Raw genomic sequence first — 16381 nt, forward strand, 5'->3', positions numbered from 1 at the left:
CTTTGCTCTAAGATGTTGGGCTTGTTTTCACTATCAGATGATTAAGAACCCATGGAAAATCATGAAATCCAGACAGTGCTGATGAATGCACTCTCCCTTCAGGAAGCCCACGTCACAGGCGATGGCAGTCACTTCCAGGTTATTGCTGTGGGTGAGATGTTCGACGGTATGAGCCGTGTGAAGAAACAGCAGGCTGTGTACGCGCCGCTGATGGAATATATTGCGGATAACCGCATCCACGCCCTGTCGATTAAAGCGTTCACCCCGCAAGAGTGGGCACGCGATCGCAAACTAAACGGTTTTTGAGCTGAGGGCGATGCGCCCGCAGCACGGTTGAATTTATAAGAGAGCACACCATGGATAAATTTCGTGTACAGGGGCCGACGCGCCTCCAGGGCGAAGTCACAATTTCTGGCGCGAAAAACGCCGCGCTGCCGATCCTCTTTGCTGCGCTGCTCGCGGAAGAGCCGGTAGAAATTCAGAACGTACCGAAGCTGAAAGATATCGACACCACCATGAAGCTGCTCACCCAGTTGGGGACGAAAGTCGAGCGTAATGGCTCCGTCTGGATCGATGCCAGCAACGTGAACAACTTCTCAGCACCGTACGACCTGGTGAAAACCATGCGTGCATCCATCTGGGCGCTTGGCCCGCTGGTAGCGCGTTTTGGTCAGGGCCAGGTGTCACTGCCTGGTGGTTGCGCCATTGGCGCGCGTCCTGTTGACCTGCATATCTTCGGTCTGGAGAAGCTGGGCGCGGAGATCAAACTGGAAGAAGGTTACGTTAAAGCGTCCGTTAATGGCCGCCTGAAAGGCGCACACATTGTCATGGATAAAGTGAGCGTTGGCGCAACCGTCACCATTATGTCCGCGGCAACGCTGGCAGAAGGTACCACCATTATCGAAAACGCCGCGCGCGAGCCGGAAATTGTGGATACTGCCAACTTCCTCGTGGCGCTGGGTGCAAAAATCTCTGGCCAGGGTACCGATCGCATCACCATTGAAGGCGTTGAGCGTCTGGGTGGCGGTGTGTATCGCGTTCTGCCAGACCGTATTGAAACCGGGACTTTCCTGGTGGCTGCGGCCATTTCTGGCGGCAAGATTGTTTGCCGTAATGCGCAGCCTGACACCCTGGATGCGGTGCTGGCGAAGCTGCGTGAAGCGGGTGCGGATATCGAAACCGGTGAAGACTGGATCAGCCTTGATATGCACGGTAAACGTCCAAAAGCGGTAACCGTTCGCACGGCGCCGCATCCGGCATTCCCGACCGATATGCAGGCTCAGTTCACGCTGCTGAACCTGGTGGCGGAAGGTACCGGTGTGATCACCGAGACTATCTTCGAGAACCGCTTCATGCACGTACCGGAGCTGATCCGTATGGGCGCACATGCAGAGATCGAAAGTAACACGGTGATTTGCCACGGTGTTGAGAAGCTCTCCGGTGCGCAGGTTATGGCAACCGATCTGCGTGCGTCTGCGAGCCTGGTATTAGCGGGTTGTATCGCGGAAGGAACGACGGTTGTGGATCGTATCTACCACATCGATCGTGGTTACGAGCGTATTGAAGACAAACTGCGCGCGCTGGGTGCCAATATCGAGCGTGTGAAGGGCGAGTAATCGTTCCGGCAGCCCCCTGCCAGAGATGGCCGGGGGGTTGCTGTTCCTGTCAAAAAAAGCGTGTCAGACCGGTTGCTCTTTCCTGGTTTTTTTCTGGCGAATCATGCGTGTTCTGTCAATAAACTCATGGGTAATGGGATCGTGGTAACGCGAGGGCCAAATGACCCACGGGTGCGTCTCCAGCGCCGATGCAATAATCAATTCACCCTTTGGCCAGGGGCGAGTCAGGGCATTTGCCAGCGTTGATGAGCTCAATCCATTGCGACGTGATTCAGCGGCGAGCGATGTTCCTTTTTTGCGCAGTGCAGCAATAATATCTGCTGAGTGCCAGTCGATAAATTTCATATCCATAAAGCTGTCCTTGTGTTCGTAATCACCCACGTCATTTCTACCGAAACGACGGGGTTACTATACTCATTTTGAACACGGGCTCTAAAAAGTTCGCGTTACTTGAAGGAATATTCAGAATAAGACATGGCTTTATTCATGCGGTCTGTAAGCCGATGATTTTACGTGAATATGGAATTTATAAGAACTTATTGAAATCTCCCCGCGAAGGCCGCGGGGAGAAGCGAGACGTTAACGATCGCGCTGTACGGCGATGTGGGCAAGGCCGATTAACGCATCGCGCCATGGGCTGTCTGGAATGACCTGCAGTGCCGCGATGGCTTTATCCGCCTCTTCTTCAGCGCGCTGACGCGTCCACTCCAGCGAGCCACAGATGGCCATTGTTTCCAGTACCGGTTCCAGTAGATGGCGACCATTTCCCTGCTCAATCGCTTCACGGATCATTTTCGCCTGGTCAGCGGATCCGTTGTGCATGGCATGGAGCAGCGGCAGGGTCGGTTTACCTTCGTTGAGGTCATCGCCGACGTTTTTGCCGAGCGTTTCGCCATCAGCACTGTAGTCCAGCAAATCGTCAATCAGCTGGAATGCGGTCCCCAGATAACGGCCGTAGTCCTGCAGCCCTTTTTCCTGCGCAGCGGTACAGCCAGCCAGAATGCCGGAACATTGCGCCGCGGCTTCAAACAGGCGCGCGGTTTTGCTGTAGATTACGCGCATGTAATTTTCTTCGGTGATGTCAGGATCGTTGACGTTCATCAGCTGCAGCACTTCGCCTTCCGCGATCACGTTAACGGCTTCAGACATCACTTCCAGCACTTTCAGAGAGCCGAGGCTGGTCATCATCTGGAAGGCACGGGTATAGATAAAATCACCGACCAGAACGCTGGCTGCGTTGCCGAAGGCGGCGTTTGCCGTGGCTTTGCCACGACGCATGTCTGATTCATCCACAACATCATCATGCAGAAGCGTCGCAGTGTGAATAAATTCGATCAGTGCTGCGATAGTGACATGAGCCTTTCCCTGATAACCCACGGCTCTGGCGGCCAGTATGGCAATCATCGGGCGAATACGTTTACCGCCGCCGCTGACGATGTAATAGCCCAACTGATTGATTAGCTGAACATCAGAGTTGAGTTGTTCCAGGATTGCTGCATTCACACCCGCCATATCTTGCGCGGTTAACTCGTTGATTTTTTCTAAATTCATCGCAAAAGCCGGGCTTTTTATCCTGTTTATCCCATCTTTAATGGGGTAACGAAGGGTTTCGGTTTATCAATAGTATTGCTGATTGTACTGAAAAAACGGCTCAGATAAACGCTACCGTACGTGTTGTGTTTTTTTTCTTCATGTATTGATGGTAGCACTTGTCAAAGGCTCGCGTTTTGCGTAATATTCGCGCCCTATTGTGAATATTTATAGCGCACTCTGATTCATACGAGGATGTGCGCGGAAGCGGAGTTTATATGTACGCGGTTTTCCAAAGTGGTGGTAAACAACACCGAGTAAGCGAAGGTCAGACCGTTCGCCTGGAAAAGCTGGACATCGCAACTGGCGAATCTGTTGAGTTCGCAGAAGTTCTGATGATCGCAAACGGTGAAGAAGTCAAAATCGGCGTTCCTTTCGTTGATGGCGGCGTTATCAAAGCTGAAGTTGTTGCTCACGGTCGTGGCGAGAAAGTTAAAATCGTTAAGTTTCGTCGTCGTAAACACTACCGTAAGCAGCAGGGCCACCGTCAGTGGTTCACTGATGTGAAAATTACTGGCATCAGCGCCTAAGACCTGAGGAGAGATTTAAATGGCACATAAAAAGGCTGGCGGCTCCACACGTAACGGTCGCGATTCAGAAGCTAAACGCCTGGGCGTTAAGCGTTTCGGTGGCGAATCCGTTCTGGCGGGTAGCATCATCGTTCGTCAACGTGGTACCAAATTCCACGCTGGCAACAACGTAGGTTGCGGTCGTGACCACACTCTGTTTGCTAAAGCAGACGGTAAAGTGAAATTTGAAGTTAAAGGCCCGAACAACCGTAAATACATCAGCATCGTTGCTGAGTAAGGTTTTCTCGGTCCGGTAACGGATTAAAGCCCCGCAACCTGTTGCGGGGCTTTTTACATTGGAAACCCGGTAATTTTTTCTGTAGGGAAAACGGGCATGAAGCAGCAGGCCGGCATTGGAATTCTTTTGGCGCTCACAACCGCAATGTGCTGGGGTGCGCTGCCAATTGCAATGAAGCAGGTACTGGAAGTGATGGAACCGCCTACGGTGGTGTTTTATCGCTTTCTGATGGCAAGTATCGGCCTGGGGGCCATCCTTGCTGTTAAAGGCAAGCTTCCGCCCCTGCGTCTCTTCCGTAAACCGCGCTGGCTGGTATTACTGGCTATTGCGACGGGGGGACTGTTTGGTAACTTCATTCTGTTCAGTTCTTCCCTGCAATATCTCAGCCCGACGGCGTCGCAAGTGATTGGTCAACTTTCACCGGTCGGCATGATGGTTGCCAGCGTCGTTATCCTCAAGGAGAAGATGCGCGGTACGCAGATCGTCGGGGCGAGCATGCTGCTATGTGGCCTGGTAATGTTCTTCAATACCAGCCTGATAGAGATTTTTACCCGCCTGACCGATTACACCTGGGGTGTAATCTTCGGTGTGGGGGCAGCAACGGTTTGGGTGAGCTATGGCGTCGCGCAAAAGGTGTTATTGCGTCGTCTTGCCTCACAGCAGATCCTCTTTTTGCTGTACACTTTGTGTACAATAGCATTATTGCCGTTAGCGAAGCCGGGGGTGATCACTCAGCTTAGCGACTGGCAGCTGGCGTGCCTCATATTTTGTGGGCTGAATACGCTGGTCGGTTATGGCGCGCTGGCCGAAGCAATGGCGCGCTGGCAGGCAGCACAGGTGAGCGCATTGATTACGCTCACTCCGCTGTTTACGCTGTTATTTTCAGATTTGTTATCAATGGCCTGGCCCGATGTCTTCGTCAGACCGATGCTCAACCTGTTGGGCTATCTCGGTGCGTTTGTCGTGGTTGCGGGCGCGATGTATTCCGCCATTGGTCATCGTCTCTGGGGGCGTTGGCGCAAAAATGAAGCGGTCCCCGCTCAGGCGAATGATTTACGGAGAGTAAAATGAAGTTTGTTGATGAAGCGACGATCCTGGTCGTGGCAGGTGATGGCGGCAACGGTTGCGTAAGCTTCCGCCGTGAAAAATATATTCCTCGTGGTGGCCCTGACGGCGGCGATGGCGGCGACGGCGGTGACGTATGGCTGGAGGCGGATGAGAACCTCAACACGCTGATCGACTACCGTTTCGAAAAATCTTTCCGCGCTGAGCGTGGCCAGAACGGCCAGAGCCGTGACTGTACCGGTAAACGTGGCAAAGACGTCACCATTAAGGTGCCGGTGGGTACGCGTGTGATCGATCAGGGTACAGGTGAGACCATGGGCGATATGACCAAACATGGTCAGCGTCTGATGGTTGCAAAAGGGGGTTGGCACGGTCTGGGCAACAGCCGTTTCAAATCTTCCGTCAACCGTACGCCGCGTCAGAAAACAATGGGTACACCGGGCGATAAGCGCGACCTGCAGCTGGAGCTGATGCTGCTGGCCGATGTGGGGATGCTGGGGATGCCAAACGCTGGTAAATCCACCTTTATTCGCGCCGTCTCTGCCGCTAAGCCAAAAGTAGCGGACTATCCGTTTACCACGCTGGTGCCAAGCCTGGGCGTTGTCCGTATGGATAACGAGAAGAGCTTTGTGGTTGCCGATATCCCGGGTCTGATTGAAGGCGCAGCGGAAGGTGCCGGTCTGGGTATCCGCTTCCTGAAACACCTTGAGCGCTGCCGTGTACTGCTGCACCTCATCGATATCGATCCGATCGACGGGTCCGATCCGGTAGAAAATGCCCGTATCATCGTCGGCGAGCTGGAGAAATACAGCGAGAAACTGGCGAACAAACCGCGCTGGCTGGTCTTTAACAAGATTGACCTGATGGATAAAGCCGAAGCGGAAGCAAAAGCGAAAGCCATTGCTGAAGCGATGGGGTGGGAAGAGAAATACTACCTGATCTCTGCGGCAAGCCAGGTTGGCGTGAAAGATCTCTGCTGGGATGTGATGACCTTTATCATCGAGAACCCGGTTGTTCAGGCGGAAGAAGCGAAGCAGCCTGAAAAAGTCGAATTCATGTGGGATGACTACCACCGTCAACAGCTTGAAGAGCTGGAAGCGGAAGAGGAAGACGACTGGGACGACGACTGGGATGAAGACGACGAAGAAGGCGTCGAGTTCATCTACAAGCACTAATGACCCGATAAGGCCCCTGTTGATACAGGTGCTTTTTTTTATTCTAACGTTGAAGGCAGCCAGCAACTGGCAATGAGACCGCCTTCTGCGGCATTCTCCAGCGTCAGCTTTCCGTGGTGAAGCTGCACAATGCGTTGCACAATGCTCAGACCCAGGCCACTGCCACCGTAGCGCTGATCGAGACGACGGAACGGCTCGGTAATCGACTGCCGGTGTGCTTCATCAATACCGGGACCCTGATCGATTACGCTGACCCGCGTACCGCCGTCCTGTGCGGTCAATGTCACTGTGATGGTGGTCCCTGCTGGGCTGTAGCGCCCGGCATTCTCCAGCAGGTTACGCAGCATGAGTCGCAGAAGCACCGCGTCCCCCTGCACCGTTAGCGGACTTTTGGCTGGCCATATCACCGTATGTTCTTTGGCTTCATGCTCAAGGCCAAGCGGGGTGATGATATTGTCTGTCCAGTTTACCGTCTCGTAGTGGCCGCTCGCCATTGCCTGCCCGGCCCGCGCCAGCATCAGCAGCTGTTCAATGGTATGCATGAGTTGATCGATACGGCTGATTAATGCTGAAGCCTGTGGCGAACCTGACTGTGCCATCAGTTCCAGATGCAACCTGATCCCGGCGAGTGGGGTTCGCAGTTCATGCGCGGCATCGGCGGTAAAGAGCCTTTCCTGTTGTATGGTGTGATCAAGCCTGGCGAGCAATTGGTTAAGAGAGGTTGTGACGGCGCCAATCTCTTCCATATCTGAATACATGGGCAGCGGAGTGAGGTTGTCCGCCGAACGATTTGCCAGACTGGCCCGCAATTGTTTCAGCGGACGAGTTATCCAGGTGACTGCCCAGAAGGAGAAGAGCAGGGTAAAACCGACCATCACCAGGGAAGGGACCAGCAGCGAGGCAATCGCTTCGCGGATCTCTTTTTCGACATGGTTGTTACGTGCCTTTGCAGACAGCGTTTCATTGACCAGAAAGCCAATCTGTTCGCGGCTTTCATGCCACAGCCAGATCACGCTTATCAACTGGAAAAATAACAGGATCACCGCCAGCAAAACCATTAATCGCCGACGCATACTGTTCATTTCTGTCTCTCCAGACGATAACCCACGCCACGAACGGTTTTTATCCGGTCTTTGCCAAGTTTGCGTCGCAAATTGTGAATGTGGACTTCAAGGGTATTTGACCCCGGATCGTCCTGCCAGGAGTAGATATCCTGCTGGAGGGTTTCACGGTGTACCGTCTGCCCGCTACGCATGATCAGACGCGTAAGCAGGGCGAACTCTTTCGGTGTGACCTCAACAGGCAGAGACTGGCACAGCACCTGCTGAGTTTGCAGATTCAGCGTAATATCACCGTCGGTCAGTAAGTTATCACTGTGCCCCTGATAGCGGCGAATTAACGCCCGCACGCGCGCCTGTAGCTCTGCAAGGGCAAACGGCTTCACCAGATAATCATCCGCGCCGGAATCCAGGCCGTTGATACGATCTTCGATGGCATCGCGCGCCGTCAGGATCAACACCGGGTTGTCGGCACCGCGACGCCGCCACTGGCTTAACAACGTGGCCCCGTCTTTATCCGGGAGGCCCAGATCGAGGATCACCAGACTGTATTCACCGCTCTGGATCAGGGCATCCGCCTCTGCCGCCGTGGCGGCGCAGTCGAGGGCATAGCCTTCATTGGACAGCGCCAGCGCCAGCCCTTCCTGTAATAACAGATCGTCTTCAACTATAAGTAGTTTCATCGCTAGTTATTCTGGTAGATGTCCTTATAAAGCCTGCTTTCGAAGCGCACCAGCGGGATACGGCGATTGCGCTGGTCGGCCGGTTCGACGGCATAGCCGGAAAGATACTGCACGAATGCCAGACGCTGCCCGCTGGCGGTGGTGATGAAGCCTGCAAGGTTGTAAACACCCTGCAGTGAACCTGTTTTGGCTGATACCTTACCGTCCACACCGGCAGCGTGAAGACCGGCCCGGTACTGAAGTGAACCGTCATGCCCGGCAAGTGGCAGCATCGAAATAAAGTTTAGCTCAGTGTCATGTTGTGCAATGTACTGAAGCACTTGCATCATGGTTGCCGGGGAGATCAAATTGTGTCGCGATAACCCAGAGCCATCGACAGCGATAGTATTGCCCAAATCGATCCCCGCCTGCTGACGAAGGATCTGACGCACAGCGTCGGAACCCGCACGCCAGGTTCCCGGAACGCCAAAACGCGCGTGACCAATCATGCGGAACACGGTGTCGGCGATCATATTGTCAGACTTCTTCAGCATGATCCTTAGCAAATCGTGCAACGGTGCAGACTGTTTGCTGGCGATAACCGTGCCGGGTTGATTAACCTGCGTCTGGCGGAGCAGGGTACCGGTATAGGTGATCCCAGCCTGTTTCAGTTCGTCCTTGAGAATTGCGCCCGCGTAGCTTGCACCATCCTGGATGGCGAAGGCCAGCGGGAGGGGATCGGCACGTTGCGTCAGGCACCCGGTAAGCGTGAAACGGTTAAGGTCGCCGGGCACCACATCCAGTTCGCAATATTGCGCATCCGGGGAGCCTTTTGCCAGCGTTCGGACCTGGCTAAACATGGTGACCGGGTAGTAAGACGCCACGCGAATAAACGCTAAATCGTCCGGTTTTGGCGCGCTGTAAAGCGAAATCGAGAAGCAGTTACGATCAACAATCGCTGCCGATGGCGGTGCGCTAAAGCACTGCGTCATGTCGTTCCACGGCCAGCCCGGCGCTTTATCGTGGCTGGCAAAGATGGAGGTGTCGATCAACACGTTGCCATCGATCTTCTGTACGCCAGATTTTTTCAGCACCGCCACCATGTTGCGGATATCCTGACGTTTGAAGGTGGGGTCACCGCCAAAACGGGCAATAAGATCGCCTTTCAGCTCACCGTCTTTAACCTCTCCCCTGGTCTCAAGAGTCGTGGTAAAACGGAAGTCAGGACCAAGCTGAAGCAGGGCAGCGAGCGCAGTGATCACCTTCTGAGTACTGGCAGGCAGCGCCATTTGTTGACTGTGGTAGTCAATCTCAGGTGCCTGCGCGCCGACCTTCTGCACCATCAGAGCAAGGTTGGCCCCGGCAGGGAGCTGATTAATGTATTCATCAACATTCGCGGCCTGAACGCTGAACGTTATACTGGTAGTCAATCCGATGATAAATCTGGAAAATCGCATAATCTCGCGCTAACAACCCGAAAACAAACCGTCATACTACGGTGCATGGCACTGCAAAGTAAACGATGACCCATAGTGAACTTCGCGGTAAAATACGTATCAAATTGAAAATTGCTGCTGACCTGGGGCGTTGCTCCCGGGTCGGTTTTCTTTTTGCTTCTGGCCCGCTCGCGAGGGCCGGGGCAGGGAACACTGCTCCCAACAGGAATGTTTAAGAGGTATAACAAATGCAAGCTATTCCGATGACCTTACGTGGTGCCGAAAAACTGCGCGAAGAGCTGGATTTCCTGAAATCTGTTCGTCGCCCTGAAATCATCGCCGCTATCGCGGAAGCGCGTGAGCATGGCGACCTGAAAGAGAACGCTGAATACCACGCGGCGCGTGAGCAGCAGGGTTTCTGTGAAGGGCGTATTAAAGATATCGAAGCTAAGCTGTCCAATGCGCAGGTTATCGATATCACCAAAATGCCAAACAATGGGCGTGTGATCTTTGGTTCAACCGTTAGCGTGCTGAACCTGGACACTGACGAAGAGCAGACTTACCGCATCGTGGGTGACGATGAAGCAGACTTCAAACAGAACCTGATTTCAGTGAACTCACCGATTGCTCGCGGCCTGATTGGCAAAGAGCAGGACGATGTCGTGACCATCCGTACCCCGGGTGGCGAAGTGGAATACGAAATTATTAAGGTTGAGTACCTGTAATTCGCCTCTCTACGAAGATGTTGATACATTGTAAAGAAAGGAAAAAGGCCGCATAGCGGCCTTTTATCAACTCAAGGAGCATGGCATTTTGCTCACCTGCTGACAGAAATCCCTCGTTTTACACAGAAAATGTGTTTAATTCAGGATATCCTTAGCGTGGCAGCGAGATTTTACGCTCTTTAGTTGGGCGATAGAGCACCAGCGTTTTACCGATGACCTGCACGTTACAGGCACCGGTTTCGCGCACGATGGCTTCCACGATCAAGTTCTTCGTGTCTCTGTCTTCAGAGGCAATTTTCACCTTGATCAGCTCGTGGTGTTCCAGCGCTTGTTCAATCTCGGCAAGCACCCCTTCGGTCAAACCATTGTTGCCAAGCATGACTACAGGCTTGAGCGGATGTGCCAGACCTTTAAGGTGCTGTTTTTGTTTAGTACTCAGATTCATCGTATATTTTTGCTTACGTTGGGATTGAAAACGGTTCATTCTACCGCCATCTCCCTTATATCGCCAAATAGCTGCGTAGAAATTTACGTCACAGGCAAGCAACGATGAACCAGGACGGAAATGTTAAATGACAGGTAAAAAGCGTTCTGCCAGCTCCAGCCGCTGGCTTCAGGAACACTTTAGCGATAAATATGTTCAACAGGCACAGAAAAAGGGGTTGCGTTCCCGTGCCTGGTTTAAACTTGATGAAATACAGCAAAGTGACAAACTTTTTAAGCCGGGGATGACGGTGGTTGACCTCGGTGCGGCACCTGGCGGATGGTCGCAGTATGCGGTAACGCAGATTGGCGGCACGGGCCGCATCATCGCATGCGATCTTTTACCAATGGATCCCATCGTTGGTGTCGACTTCCTTCAGGGCGACTTTCGTGATGAATTAGTGCTGAAAGCGTTACTTGATCGTGTTGGTGACAGTAAGGTCCAGGTTGTCATGTCGGATATGGCACCAAATATGTGTGGAACACCGGCGGTGGATATCCCCCGCGCCATGTATCTGGTGGAGCTAGCGTTAGAAATGTGTCGTGATGTACTAGCGCCTGGTGGTAGTTTTGTTGTGAAGGTGTTTCAGGGCGAAGGTTTCGAGGAGTATCTTAAGGAAATTCGCTCCCTGTTTGCGAAGGTTAAAGTTCGTAAGCCGGACTCTTCCCGGGCCCGTTCCCGTGAAGTGTATATTGTAGCGACCGGGCGAAAATGATAACCGGTAGATTTCAGACGAAAGTTTGAATGACACTGGATATAGAGTATCCTGACGCTGTTTTTAACACAGTTGTAATATGAGGTTAATCCCTTGAGTGACATGGCGAAAAACCTAATACTCTGGCTGGTCATTGCCGTTGTGCTGATGTCAGTATTCCAGAGCTTTGGGCCCAGCGAGTCGAATGGCCGCAAGGTGGATTATTCTACCTTCCTGCAGGAGGTCAATCAGGACCAGGTTCGCGAAGCGCGTATCAACGGACGTGAGATCAACGTTACCAAGAAAGATAGTAACCGTTACACGACTTACATCCCGGTGAACGATCCTAAGCTGCTTGATAACCTTCTGACTAAAAACGTCAAGGTGGTAGGTGAGCCGCCAGAAGAACCGAGCCTGCTGGCTTCTATCTTCATCTCCTGGTTCCCGATGCTGCTTCTTATCGGCGTCTGGATCTTCTTTATGCGCCAGATGCAGGGCGGCGGTGGCAAAGGTGCCATGTCGTTCGGTAAGAGCAAGGCGCGTATGTTGACGGAAGATCAGATCAAAACCACGTTTGCAGACGTCGCCGGTTGTGACGAAGCAAAAGAAGAGGTGGGTGAACTGGTTGAATACCTGCGCGAGCCGAGCCGTTTCCAGAAGCTGGGCGGTAAGATCCCGAAAGGCGTCCTGATGGTCGGCCCTCCGGGTACCGGTAAGACCCTGCTGGCGAAAGCCATCGCGGGTGAAGCGAAGGTACCGTTCTTTACTATTTCAGGTTCTGACTTCGTAGAAATGTTCGTGGGTGTCGGTGCATCTCGTGTGCGTGACATGTTCGAGCAGGCTAAAAAGGCAGCACCGTGCATTATCTTCATCGATGAAATCGACGCCGTAGGCCGCCAGCGTGGCGCTGGTCTGGGCGGTGGTCACGATGAACGTGAGCAGACCCTGAACCAGATGCTGGTTGAGATGGACGGCTTCGAAGGTAACGAAGGTATTATCGTTATCGCGGCAACTAACCGTCCGGACGTTCTTGACCCTGCGCTGCTGCGTCCAGGCCGTTTCGACCGTCAGGTTGTGGTCGGTCTGCCGGATGTTCGTGGTCGTGAACAGATTCTGAAAGTGCACATGCGTCGCGTACCGCTGGCGCCAGATATCGACGCGGCAATCATTGCGCGCGGTACTCCGGGCTTCTCCGGTGCGGACCTGGCTAACCTGGTCAACGAAGCTGCACTGTTTGCCGCTCGCGGTAACAAACGTGTAGTGTCGATGGTGGAATTCGAAAAAGCGAAAGACAAAATCATGATGGGTGCGGAACGTCGCTCCATGGTGATGACGGAAGCGCAAAAAGAGTCCACAGCATACCACGAAGCGGGCCATGCGATTATCGGTCGCCTGGTGCCGGAACACGATCCGGTGCATAAAGTGACGATCATTCCGCGCGGTCGTGCGCTGGGTGTGACCTTCTTCCTGCCTGAAGGCGACGCGATCAGCGCCAGCCGTCAGAAGCTGGAAAGCCAGATTTCAACCCTGTACGGCGGTCGTCTGGCGGAAGAGATTATCTACGGTCCGGAACATGTTTCTACCGGTGCGTCCAACGATATTAAAGTGGCGACAAACCTGGCGCGTAACATGGTGACTCAGTGGGGCTTCTCCGACAAACTCGGTCCACTGCTTTATGCAGAGGAAGAGGGCGAAGTATTCCTGGGCCGTTCTGTGGCGAAAGCGAAACATATGTCTGATGAAACGGCTCGTATCATCGACCAGGAAGTGAAAGCGCTGATTGAACGTAACTACGGTCGCGCACGTCAGATCCTGAACGACAATATGGACATCCTGCATTCGATGAAAGATGCGCTCATGAAATATGAGACCATCGATGCTCCGCAGATTGACGACCTGATGGCTCGCCGCGAAGTGCGTCCGCCAGCAGGCTGGGAAGACCCAGGCGCTTCCAACAATTCTGACAACAATGGCACCCCGCGTGCGCCGCGTCCGGTTGATGAACCGCGTACGCCGAACCCGGGTAACACCATGTCAGAACAGTTGGGCGACAAGTAAGTCACTGCTGTTGGCGAGTGTGTCTGTACCTCAAACCCTGGAGCTTGCTCCGGGGTTTTTCTTTTCTGTTTAACCACATTAATACCAGGGATTTAGCCATGAAACTTTTCGCCCAGGACTCGCATCTCGATCTCTCACATCCGCATGTGATGGGTATCCTGAATGTTACCCCTGACTCCTTCTCAGATGGCGGTACGCATAACACGCTTATTGAGGCGGTTAAGCACGCCAATCTGATGATCAACGCGGGCGCTACCATCATTGACGTTGGCGGTGAGTCGACGCGTCCGGGGGCGGCAGAGGTTTCGGTGGAGGAAGAACTGGCGCGAGTGGTGCCGGTGGTTGAAGCCATCGCACAACGTTTTGAGGTGTGGATATCCGTGGACACGTCTAAGCCAGAGGTGATTCATGAAGTGGCGCGAGTGGGTGCTCACATCATCAATGATATCCGCTCTCTGACCGAGCCGGGGGCGATTGAAGCGGCTGCGGAAACCGGGCTGCCGGTTTGTCTGATGCATATGCAGGGAAAACCGAAAACGATGCAGGATGCGCCTAAGTATGAGGATGTCTTTGCAGATGTGAATCGCTTCTTTATTGAGCATATTGCACGCTGTGAGCGTGCAGGTATCGCAAAAGAGAAATTGCTGCTCGACCCGGGGTTCGGTTTCGGTAAAAATCTCTCCCACAATTATGCGTTGCTTGCGCGCCTGTCAGAGTTTCATCATTTCGGCCTGCCGTTGCTGGTTGGCATGTCGAGAAAGTCGATGATTGGGCAGTTGCTGAATGTCGGGCCGAGTGAGCGCCTGAGCGGCAGTCTGGCCTGCGCGGTGATTGCAGCAATGCAAGGCGCGCATATTATCCGTGTCCATGATGTTAAAGAAACAGTAGAAGCCATGCGTGTGGTGGAAGCCACACTGGCAGCGAAGGAAAAGAAACGCTATGAGTAATCGTAAATATTTTGGTACCGATGGTATCCGTGGGCGCGTAGGCGATGCTCCAATCACCCCTGATTTTGTGCTTAAGCTTGGTTGGGCTGCTGGCAAGGTTCTGGCGCGTCATGGCTCGCGTAAGATCATCATTGGCAAAGACACCCGCATTTCCGGCTATATGCTGGAGTCCGCACTGGAAGCCGGTCTCGCCGCTGCCGGGCTTTCAGCATCCTTTACTGGCCCAATGCCAACACCTGCTGTCGCCTATCTGACGCGTACCTTCCGTGCGGAAGCCGGCATCGTGATTTCAGCCTCACATAACCCGTTCTATGATAACGGTATCAAGTTCTTCTCCATCGATGGCACCAAGCTGCCGGATGATGTGGAAGAGGCGATCGAAGCTGAAATGGAAAAAGAGATCACCTGTGTTGATTCCGCTGAGCTGGGCAAAGCAAACCGTATTGTTGATGCGGCTGGCCGTTACATTGAATTCTGCAAAGGGACCTTCCCGAACGAGCTAAGCCTGGCTCACCTCAAAATTGTGGTGGACTGTGCAAACGGCGCGACGTATCACATTGCGCCGAATGTTTTCCGCGAGCTGGGGGCGAAAGTGATCACCATCGGCTGTGAGCCTGATGGTCTGAACATTAACGAACAGGTTGGTGCGACGGACGTTCGTGCCCTGCAGGCACGCGTGCTGGCAGAAAAAGCGGACCTGGGTATTGCCCTGGACGGCGACGGCGACCGTGTGATCATGGTTGACCACGAAGGGAACAAGGTCGATGGCGACCAGATCCTCTACATTATTGCGCGTGAAGGTCTGCGTCAGGGACAGCTGCGCGGTGGTGCGGTTGGCACGCTGATGAGCAACATGGGTCTGGAGCTGGCATTGAAACAGCTGGGGATCCCGTTTGTTCGCGCGAAGGTGGGTGACCGCTACGTGCTGGAAAAACTGCAGGAGAAAGGCTGGCGCATTGGCGCTGAAAACTCCGGCCATGTGATCCTGCTCGACAAAACCACCACCGGTGACGGCATTGTGGCAGCGCTTCAGGTTGTTGCCGCGATGGCACGTAACCATATGAGCCTGCACGATCTGTGCAGCGGCATGAAAATGTTCCCGCAGATCCTTGTTAACGTGCGCTTCACCGCAGGCAAAGGCGATCCGCTGGAAAATGATAACGTCAAAGCGGTGATGGCAGACGTTGAAGCTGCGCTTGGCAACCGTGGGCGTGTCCTGCTGCGTAAGTCAGGTACTGAACCGCTGATCCGCGTGATGGTGGAAGGCGAAGACGAAGCGCAGGTGACTGAATTTGCGCACCGTATTGCAGATGCTGTAAAAGCTGCATAACTTTTCACAGTAAGTGTTTAAAAAGGCGGCGCTTGCCGCCTTAGTTTTAAGCATTTAATGGCTTTTTGCTGTTTTTTTCTGCAGTTGATACAATGCGTCAAAATTGCCCTTGCGAAGGTCATTCGCTTTGGTTAGTATTCACACCCGCTTCAGTGGGAAACAAAAATCCTGCTAATTGGTCGAAGCATTGGTATGCGGCAAATCCGCAAGGAACAGGTTGATTATGTACGAAGCTCTTTTAGTTATTTTCCTTATTGTAGCCATCGCTCTCGTAGCGCTGATTATGCTGCAGCAAGGTAAAGGCGCTGATATGGGAGCCTCCTTCGGAGCAGGCGCTTCCGGTACGCTGTTCGGTTCAAGTGGTTCTGCGAACTTCATGACCCGTACCACAGCGATTCTGGCTACGCTGTTCTTTATCATCAGCCTGGTGCTTGGCAATATCAACAGCAACAAGACCAGCAAAGGAAGCGAGTGGGAAAATCTGAGCGCGCCAGCGAAAACTGAGCAGACTCAGCCAGCTGCACCGGCTAAGCCAACCAGCGATATCCCGCAGTAAGTATTCCGTACCGAGGTGGTGGAATTGGTAGACACGCTACCTTGAGGTGGTAGTGCCCTAACGGGCTTGTGGGTTCGAGTCCCATCCTCGGTACCAATATTCCAGAAAAAAGACGTCGAAAGACGTCTTTTTTTTCGTCTGTCTTCTGTGGATTTGATCTTTTGTAGGGCGGGTAAGC

General features: G+C 53.4%; 18 protein-coding genes and 1 tRNA gene. 13 read left to right on the plus strand and 6 right to left on the minus strand.

What is annotated here, in order from left to right; translation table 11 throughout:
• The first annotated feature begins 51 nt into the window (after positions 1 to 51).
• Both ibaG and murA read left to right on the plus strand, forming a co-directional pair.
• Complete coding sequence (ibaG, locus tag APU11_RS21995) at positions 52 to 306, plus strand: BolA family iron metabolism protein IbaG (protein ID WP_008501458.1); 255 nt, start codon at positions 52 to 54, stop codon at positions 304 to 306.
• 50 nt (positions 307 to 356) lie between these two features.
• Complete coding sequence (gene murA / locus APU11_RS22000) at positions 357 to 1616, plus strand: UDP-N-acetylglucosamine 1-carboxyvinyltransferase (protein ID WP_013098931.1); 1260 nt, start codon at positions 357 to 359, stop codon at positions 1614 to 1616.
• Between the two features lie 63 nt (positions 1617 to 1679).
• Here the strand turns inward: murA and sfsB are convergent, their stop codons facing one another.
• On the minus strand, positions 1680 to 1967 hold the full coding sequence (sfsB, locus tag APU11_RS22005) for a DNA-binding transcriptional regulator SfsB (RefSeq protein ID WP_038983629.1): 288 nt from the start codon (positions 1965 to 1967) through the stop codon (positions 1680 to 1682).
• 228 nt (positions 1968 to 2195) lie between these two features.
• The gene (gene ispB / locus APU11_RS22010) at positions 2196 to 3167 is read right to left on the minus strand and encodes an octaprenyl diphosphate synthase (protein WP_013098929.1); all 972 of its coding nucleotides are present in this window, start codon (positions 3165 to 3167) and stop codon (positions 2196 to 2198) included.
• A 257-nt stretch (positions 3168 to 3424) separates the two neighbouring features.
• Between ispB and rplU the strand changes: the two genes are divergently transcribed.
• The 4 genes from rplU to cgtA all read left to right on the plus strand — a co-directional run bounded on the left by rplU (position 3425) and on the right by cgtA (position 6253).
• A complete protein-coding gene (gene rplU, locus APU11_RS22015; RefSeq protein WP_003025032.1) occupies positions 3425 to 3736 on the plus strand; it encodes a 50S ribosomal protein L21 in 312 nt (103 codons plus the stop codon).
• Positions 3737 to 3755: 19 nt separating this feature from the next.
• A complete protein-coding gene (gene rpmA / locus APU11_RS22020; RefSeq protein WP_004385076.1) occupies positions 3756 to 4013 on the plus strand; it encodes a 50S ribosomal protein L27 in 258 nt (85 codons plus the stop codon).
• Positions 4014 to 4109: 96 nt separating this feature from the next.
• Positions 4110 to 5084, plus strand: coding sequence for a DMT family transporter (locus tag APU11_RS22025; RefSeq protein ID WP_013098928.1), 975 nt, complete (start codon positions 4110 to 4112; stop codon positions 5082 to 5084).
• Positions 5081 to 6253 (plus strand): Obg family GTPase CgtA, encoded by a 1173-nt coding sequence (cgtA, locus tag APU11_RS22030; protein ID WP_014833442.1) that lies wholly within the window; start codon positions 5081 to 5083, stop codon positions 6251 to 6253. Before APU11_RS22025 ends, cgtA begins: the two co-directional genes overlap by 4 nt.
• A gap of 38 nt (positions 6254 to 6291) precedes the next feature.
• Here cgtA and pmrB read toward each other — a convergent pair whose 3' ends face one another.
• From pmrB to dacB, 3 genes are read right to left on the minus strand one after another with little or no spacing between them, the layout of a single operon-like run.
• Positions 6292 to 7335 (minus strand): two-component system sensor histidine kinase PmrB, encoded by a 1044-nt coding sequence (gene pmrB / locus APU11_RS22035; protein ID WP_058651423.1) that lies wholly within the window; start codon positions 7333 to 7335, stop codon positions 6292 to 6294.
• Positions 7332 to 7994 (minus strand): two-component system response regulator PmrA, encoded by a 663-nt coding sequence (gene pmrA / locus APU11_RS22040; protein ID WP_058651422.1) that lies wholly within the window; start codon positions 7992 to 7994, stop codon positions 7332 to 7334. Before pmrA ends, pmrB begins: the two co-directional genes overlap by 4 nt.
• 2 nt (positions 7995 to 7996) lie before the next feature.
• Complete coding sequence (gene dacB / locus APU11_RS22045; protein ID WP_023622305.1) at positions 7997 to 9430, minus strand: serine-type D-Ala-D-Ala carboxypeptidase; 1434 nt, start codon at positions 9428 to 9430, stop codon at positions 7997 to 7999.
• Positions 9431 to 9657: 227 nt separating this feature from the next.
• Between dacB and greA the strand changes: the two genes are divergently transcribed.
• The gene (gene greA / locus APU11_RS22050; RefSeq protein WP_013098923.1) at positions 9658 to 10134 is read left to right on the plus strand and encodes a transcription elongation factor GreA; all 477 of its coding nucleotides are present in this window, start codon (positions 9658 to 9660) and stop codon (positions 10132 to 10134) included.
• A 151-nt stretch (positions 10135 to 10285) separates the two neighbouring features.
• On the opposite strand, the gene yhbY is transcribed toward greA, so the two are convergent.
• The gene (gene yhbY / locus APU11_RS22055) at positions 10286 to 10579 is read right to left on the minus strand and encodes a ribosome assembly RNA-binding protein YhbY (protein WP_014833438.1); all 294 of its coding nucleotides are present in this window, start codon (positions 10577 to 10579) and stop codon (positions 10286 to 10288) included.
• A gap of 127 nt (positions 10580 to 10706) precedes the next feature.
• Between yhbY and rlmE the strand changes: the two genes are divergently transcribed.
• From rlmE to APU11_RS22085, 6 genes are all read left to right on the plus strand, one after another.
• A complete protein-coding gene (gene rlmE, locus APU11_RS22060) occupies positions 10707 to 11333 on the plus strand; it encodes a 23S rRNA (uridine(2552)-2'-O)-methyltransferase RlmE (RefSeq protein WP_003861812.1) in 627 nt (208 codons plus the stop codon).
• Positions 11334 to 11435: 102 nt separating this feature from the next.
• Entirely contained in the window at positions 11436 to 13370 is a 1935-nt protein-coding gene (gene ftsH / locus APU11_RS22065; protein WP_013098921.1) for an ATP-dependent zinc metalloprotease FtsH, read from the plus strand.
• 98 nt (positions 13371 to 13468) lie between these two features.
• The gene (gene folP, locus APU11_RS22070) at positions 13469 to 14317 is read left to right on the plus strand and encodes a dihydropteroate synthase (RefSeq protein WP_058651421.1); all 849 of its coding nucleotides are present in this window, start codon (positions 13469 to 13471) and stop codon (positions 14315 to 14317) included.
• Positions 14310 to 15647, plus strand: a complete 1338-nt coding sequence (gene glmM / locus APU11_RS22075) for a phosphoglucosamine mutase (protein WP_013098919.1) — start codon at positions 14310 to 14312, stop codon at positions 15645 to 15647. The genes folP and glmM overlap by 8 nt, the downstream gene beginning before the upstream one ends.
• A gap of 223 nt (positions 15648 to 15870) precedes the next feature.
• Complete coding sequence (gene secG, locus APU11_RS22080; protein ID WP_003861803.1) at positions 15871 to 16203, plus strand: preprotein translocase subunit SecG; 333 nt, start codon at positions 15871 to 15873, stop codon at positions 16201 to 16203.
• A gap of 9 nt (positions 16204 to 16212) precedes the next feature.
• A tRNA-Leu gene (locus APU11_RS22085) sits at positions 16213 to 16299 on the plus strand.
• Positions 16300 to 16381 lie beyond the last annotated feature (82 nt).

The sequence above is a fragment of the Enterobacter sp. 50793107 genome (assembly GCF_001463365.1).
GTDB classification, from domain to species: Bacteria; Pseudomonadota; Gammaproteobacteria; order Enterobacterales; family Enterobacteriaceae; genus Enterobacter; species Enterobacter cloacae.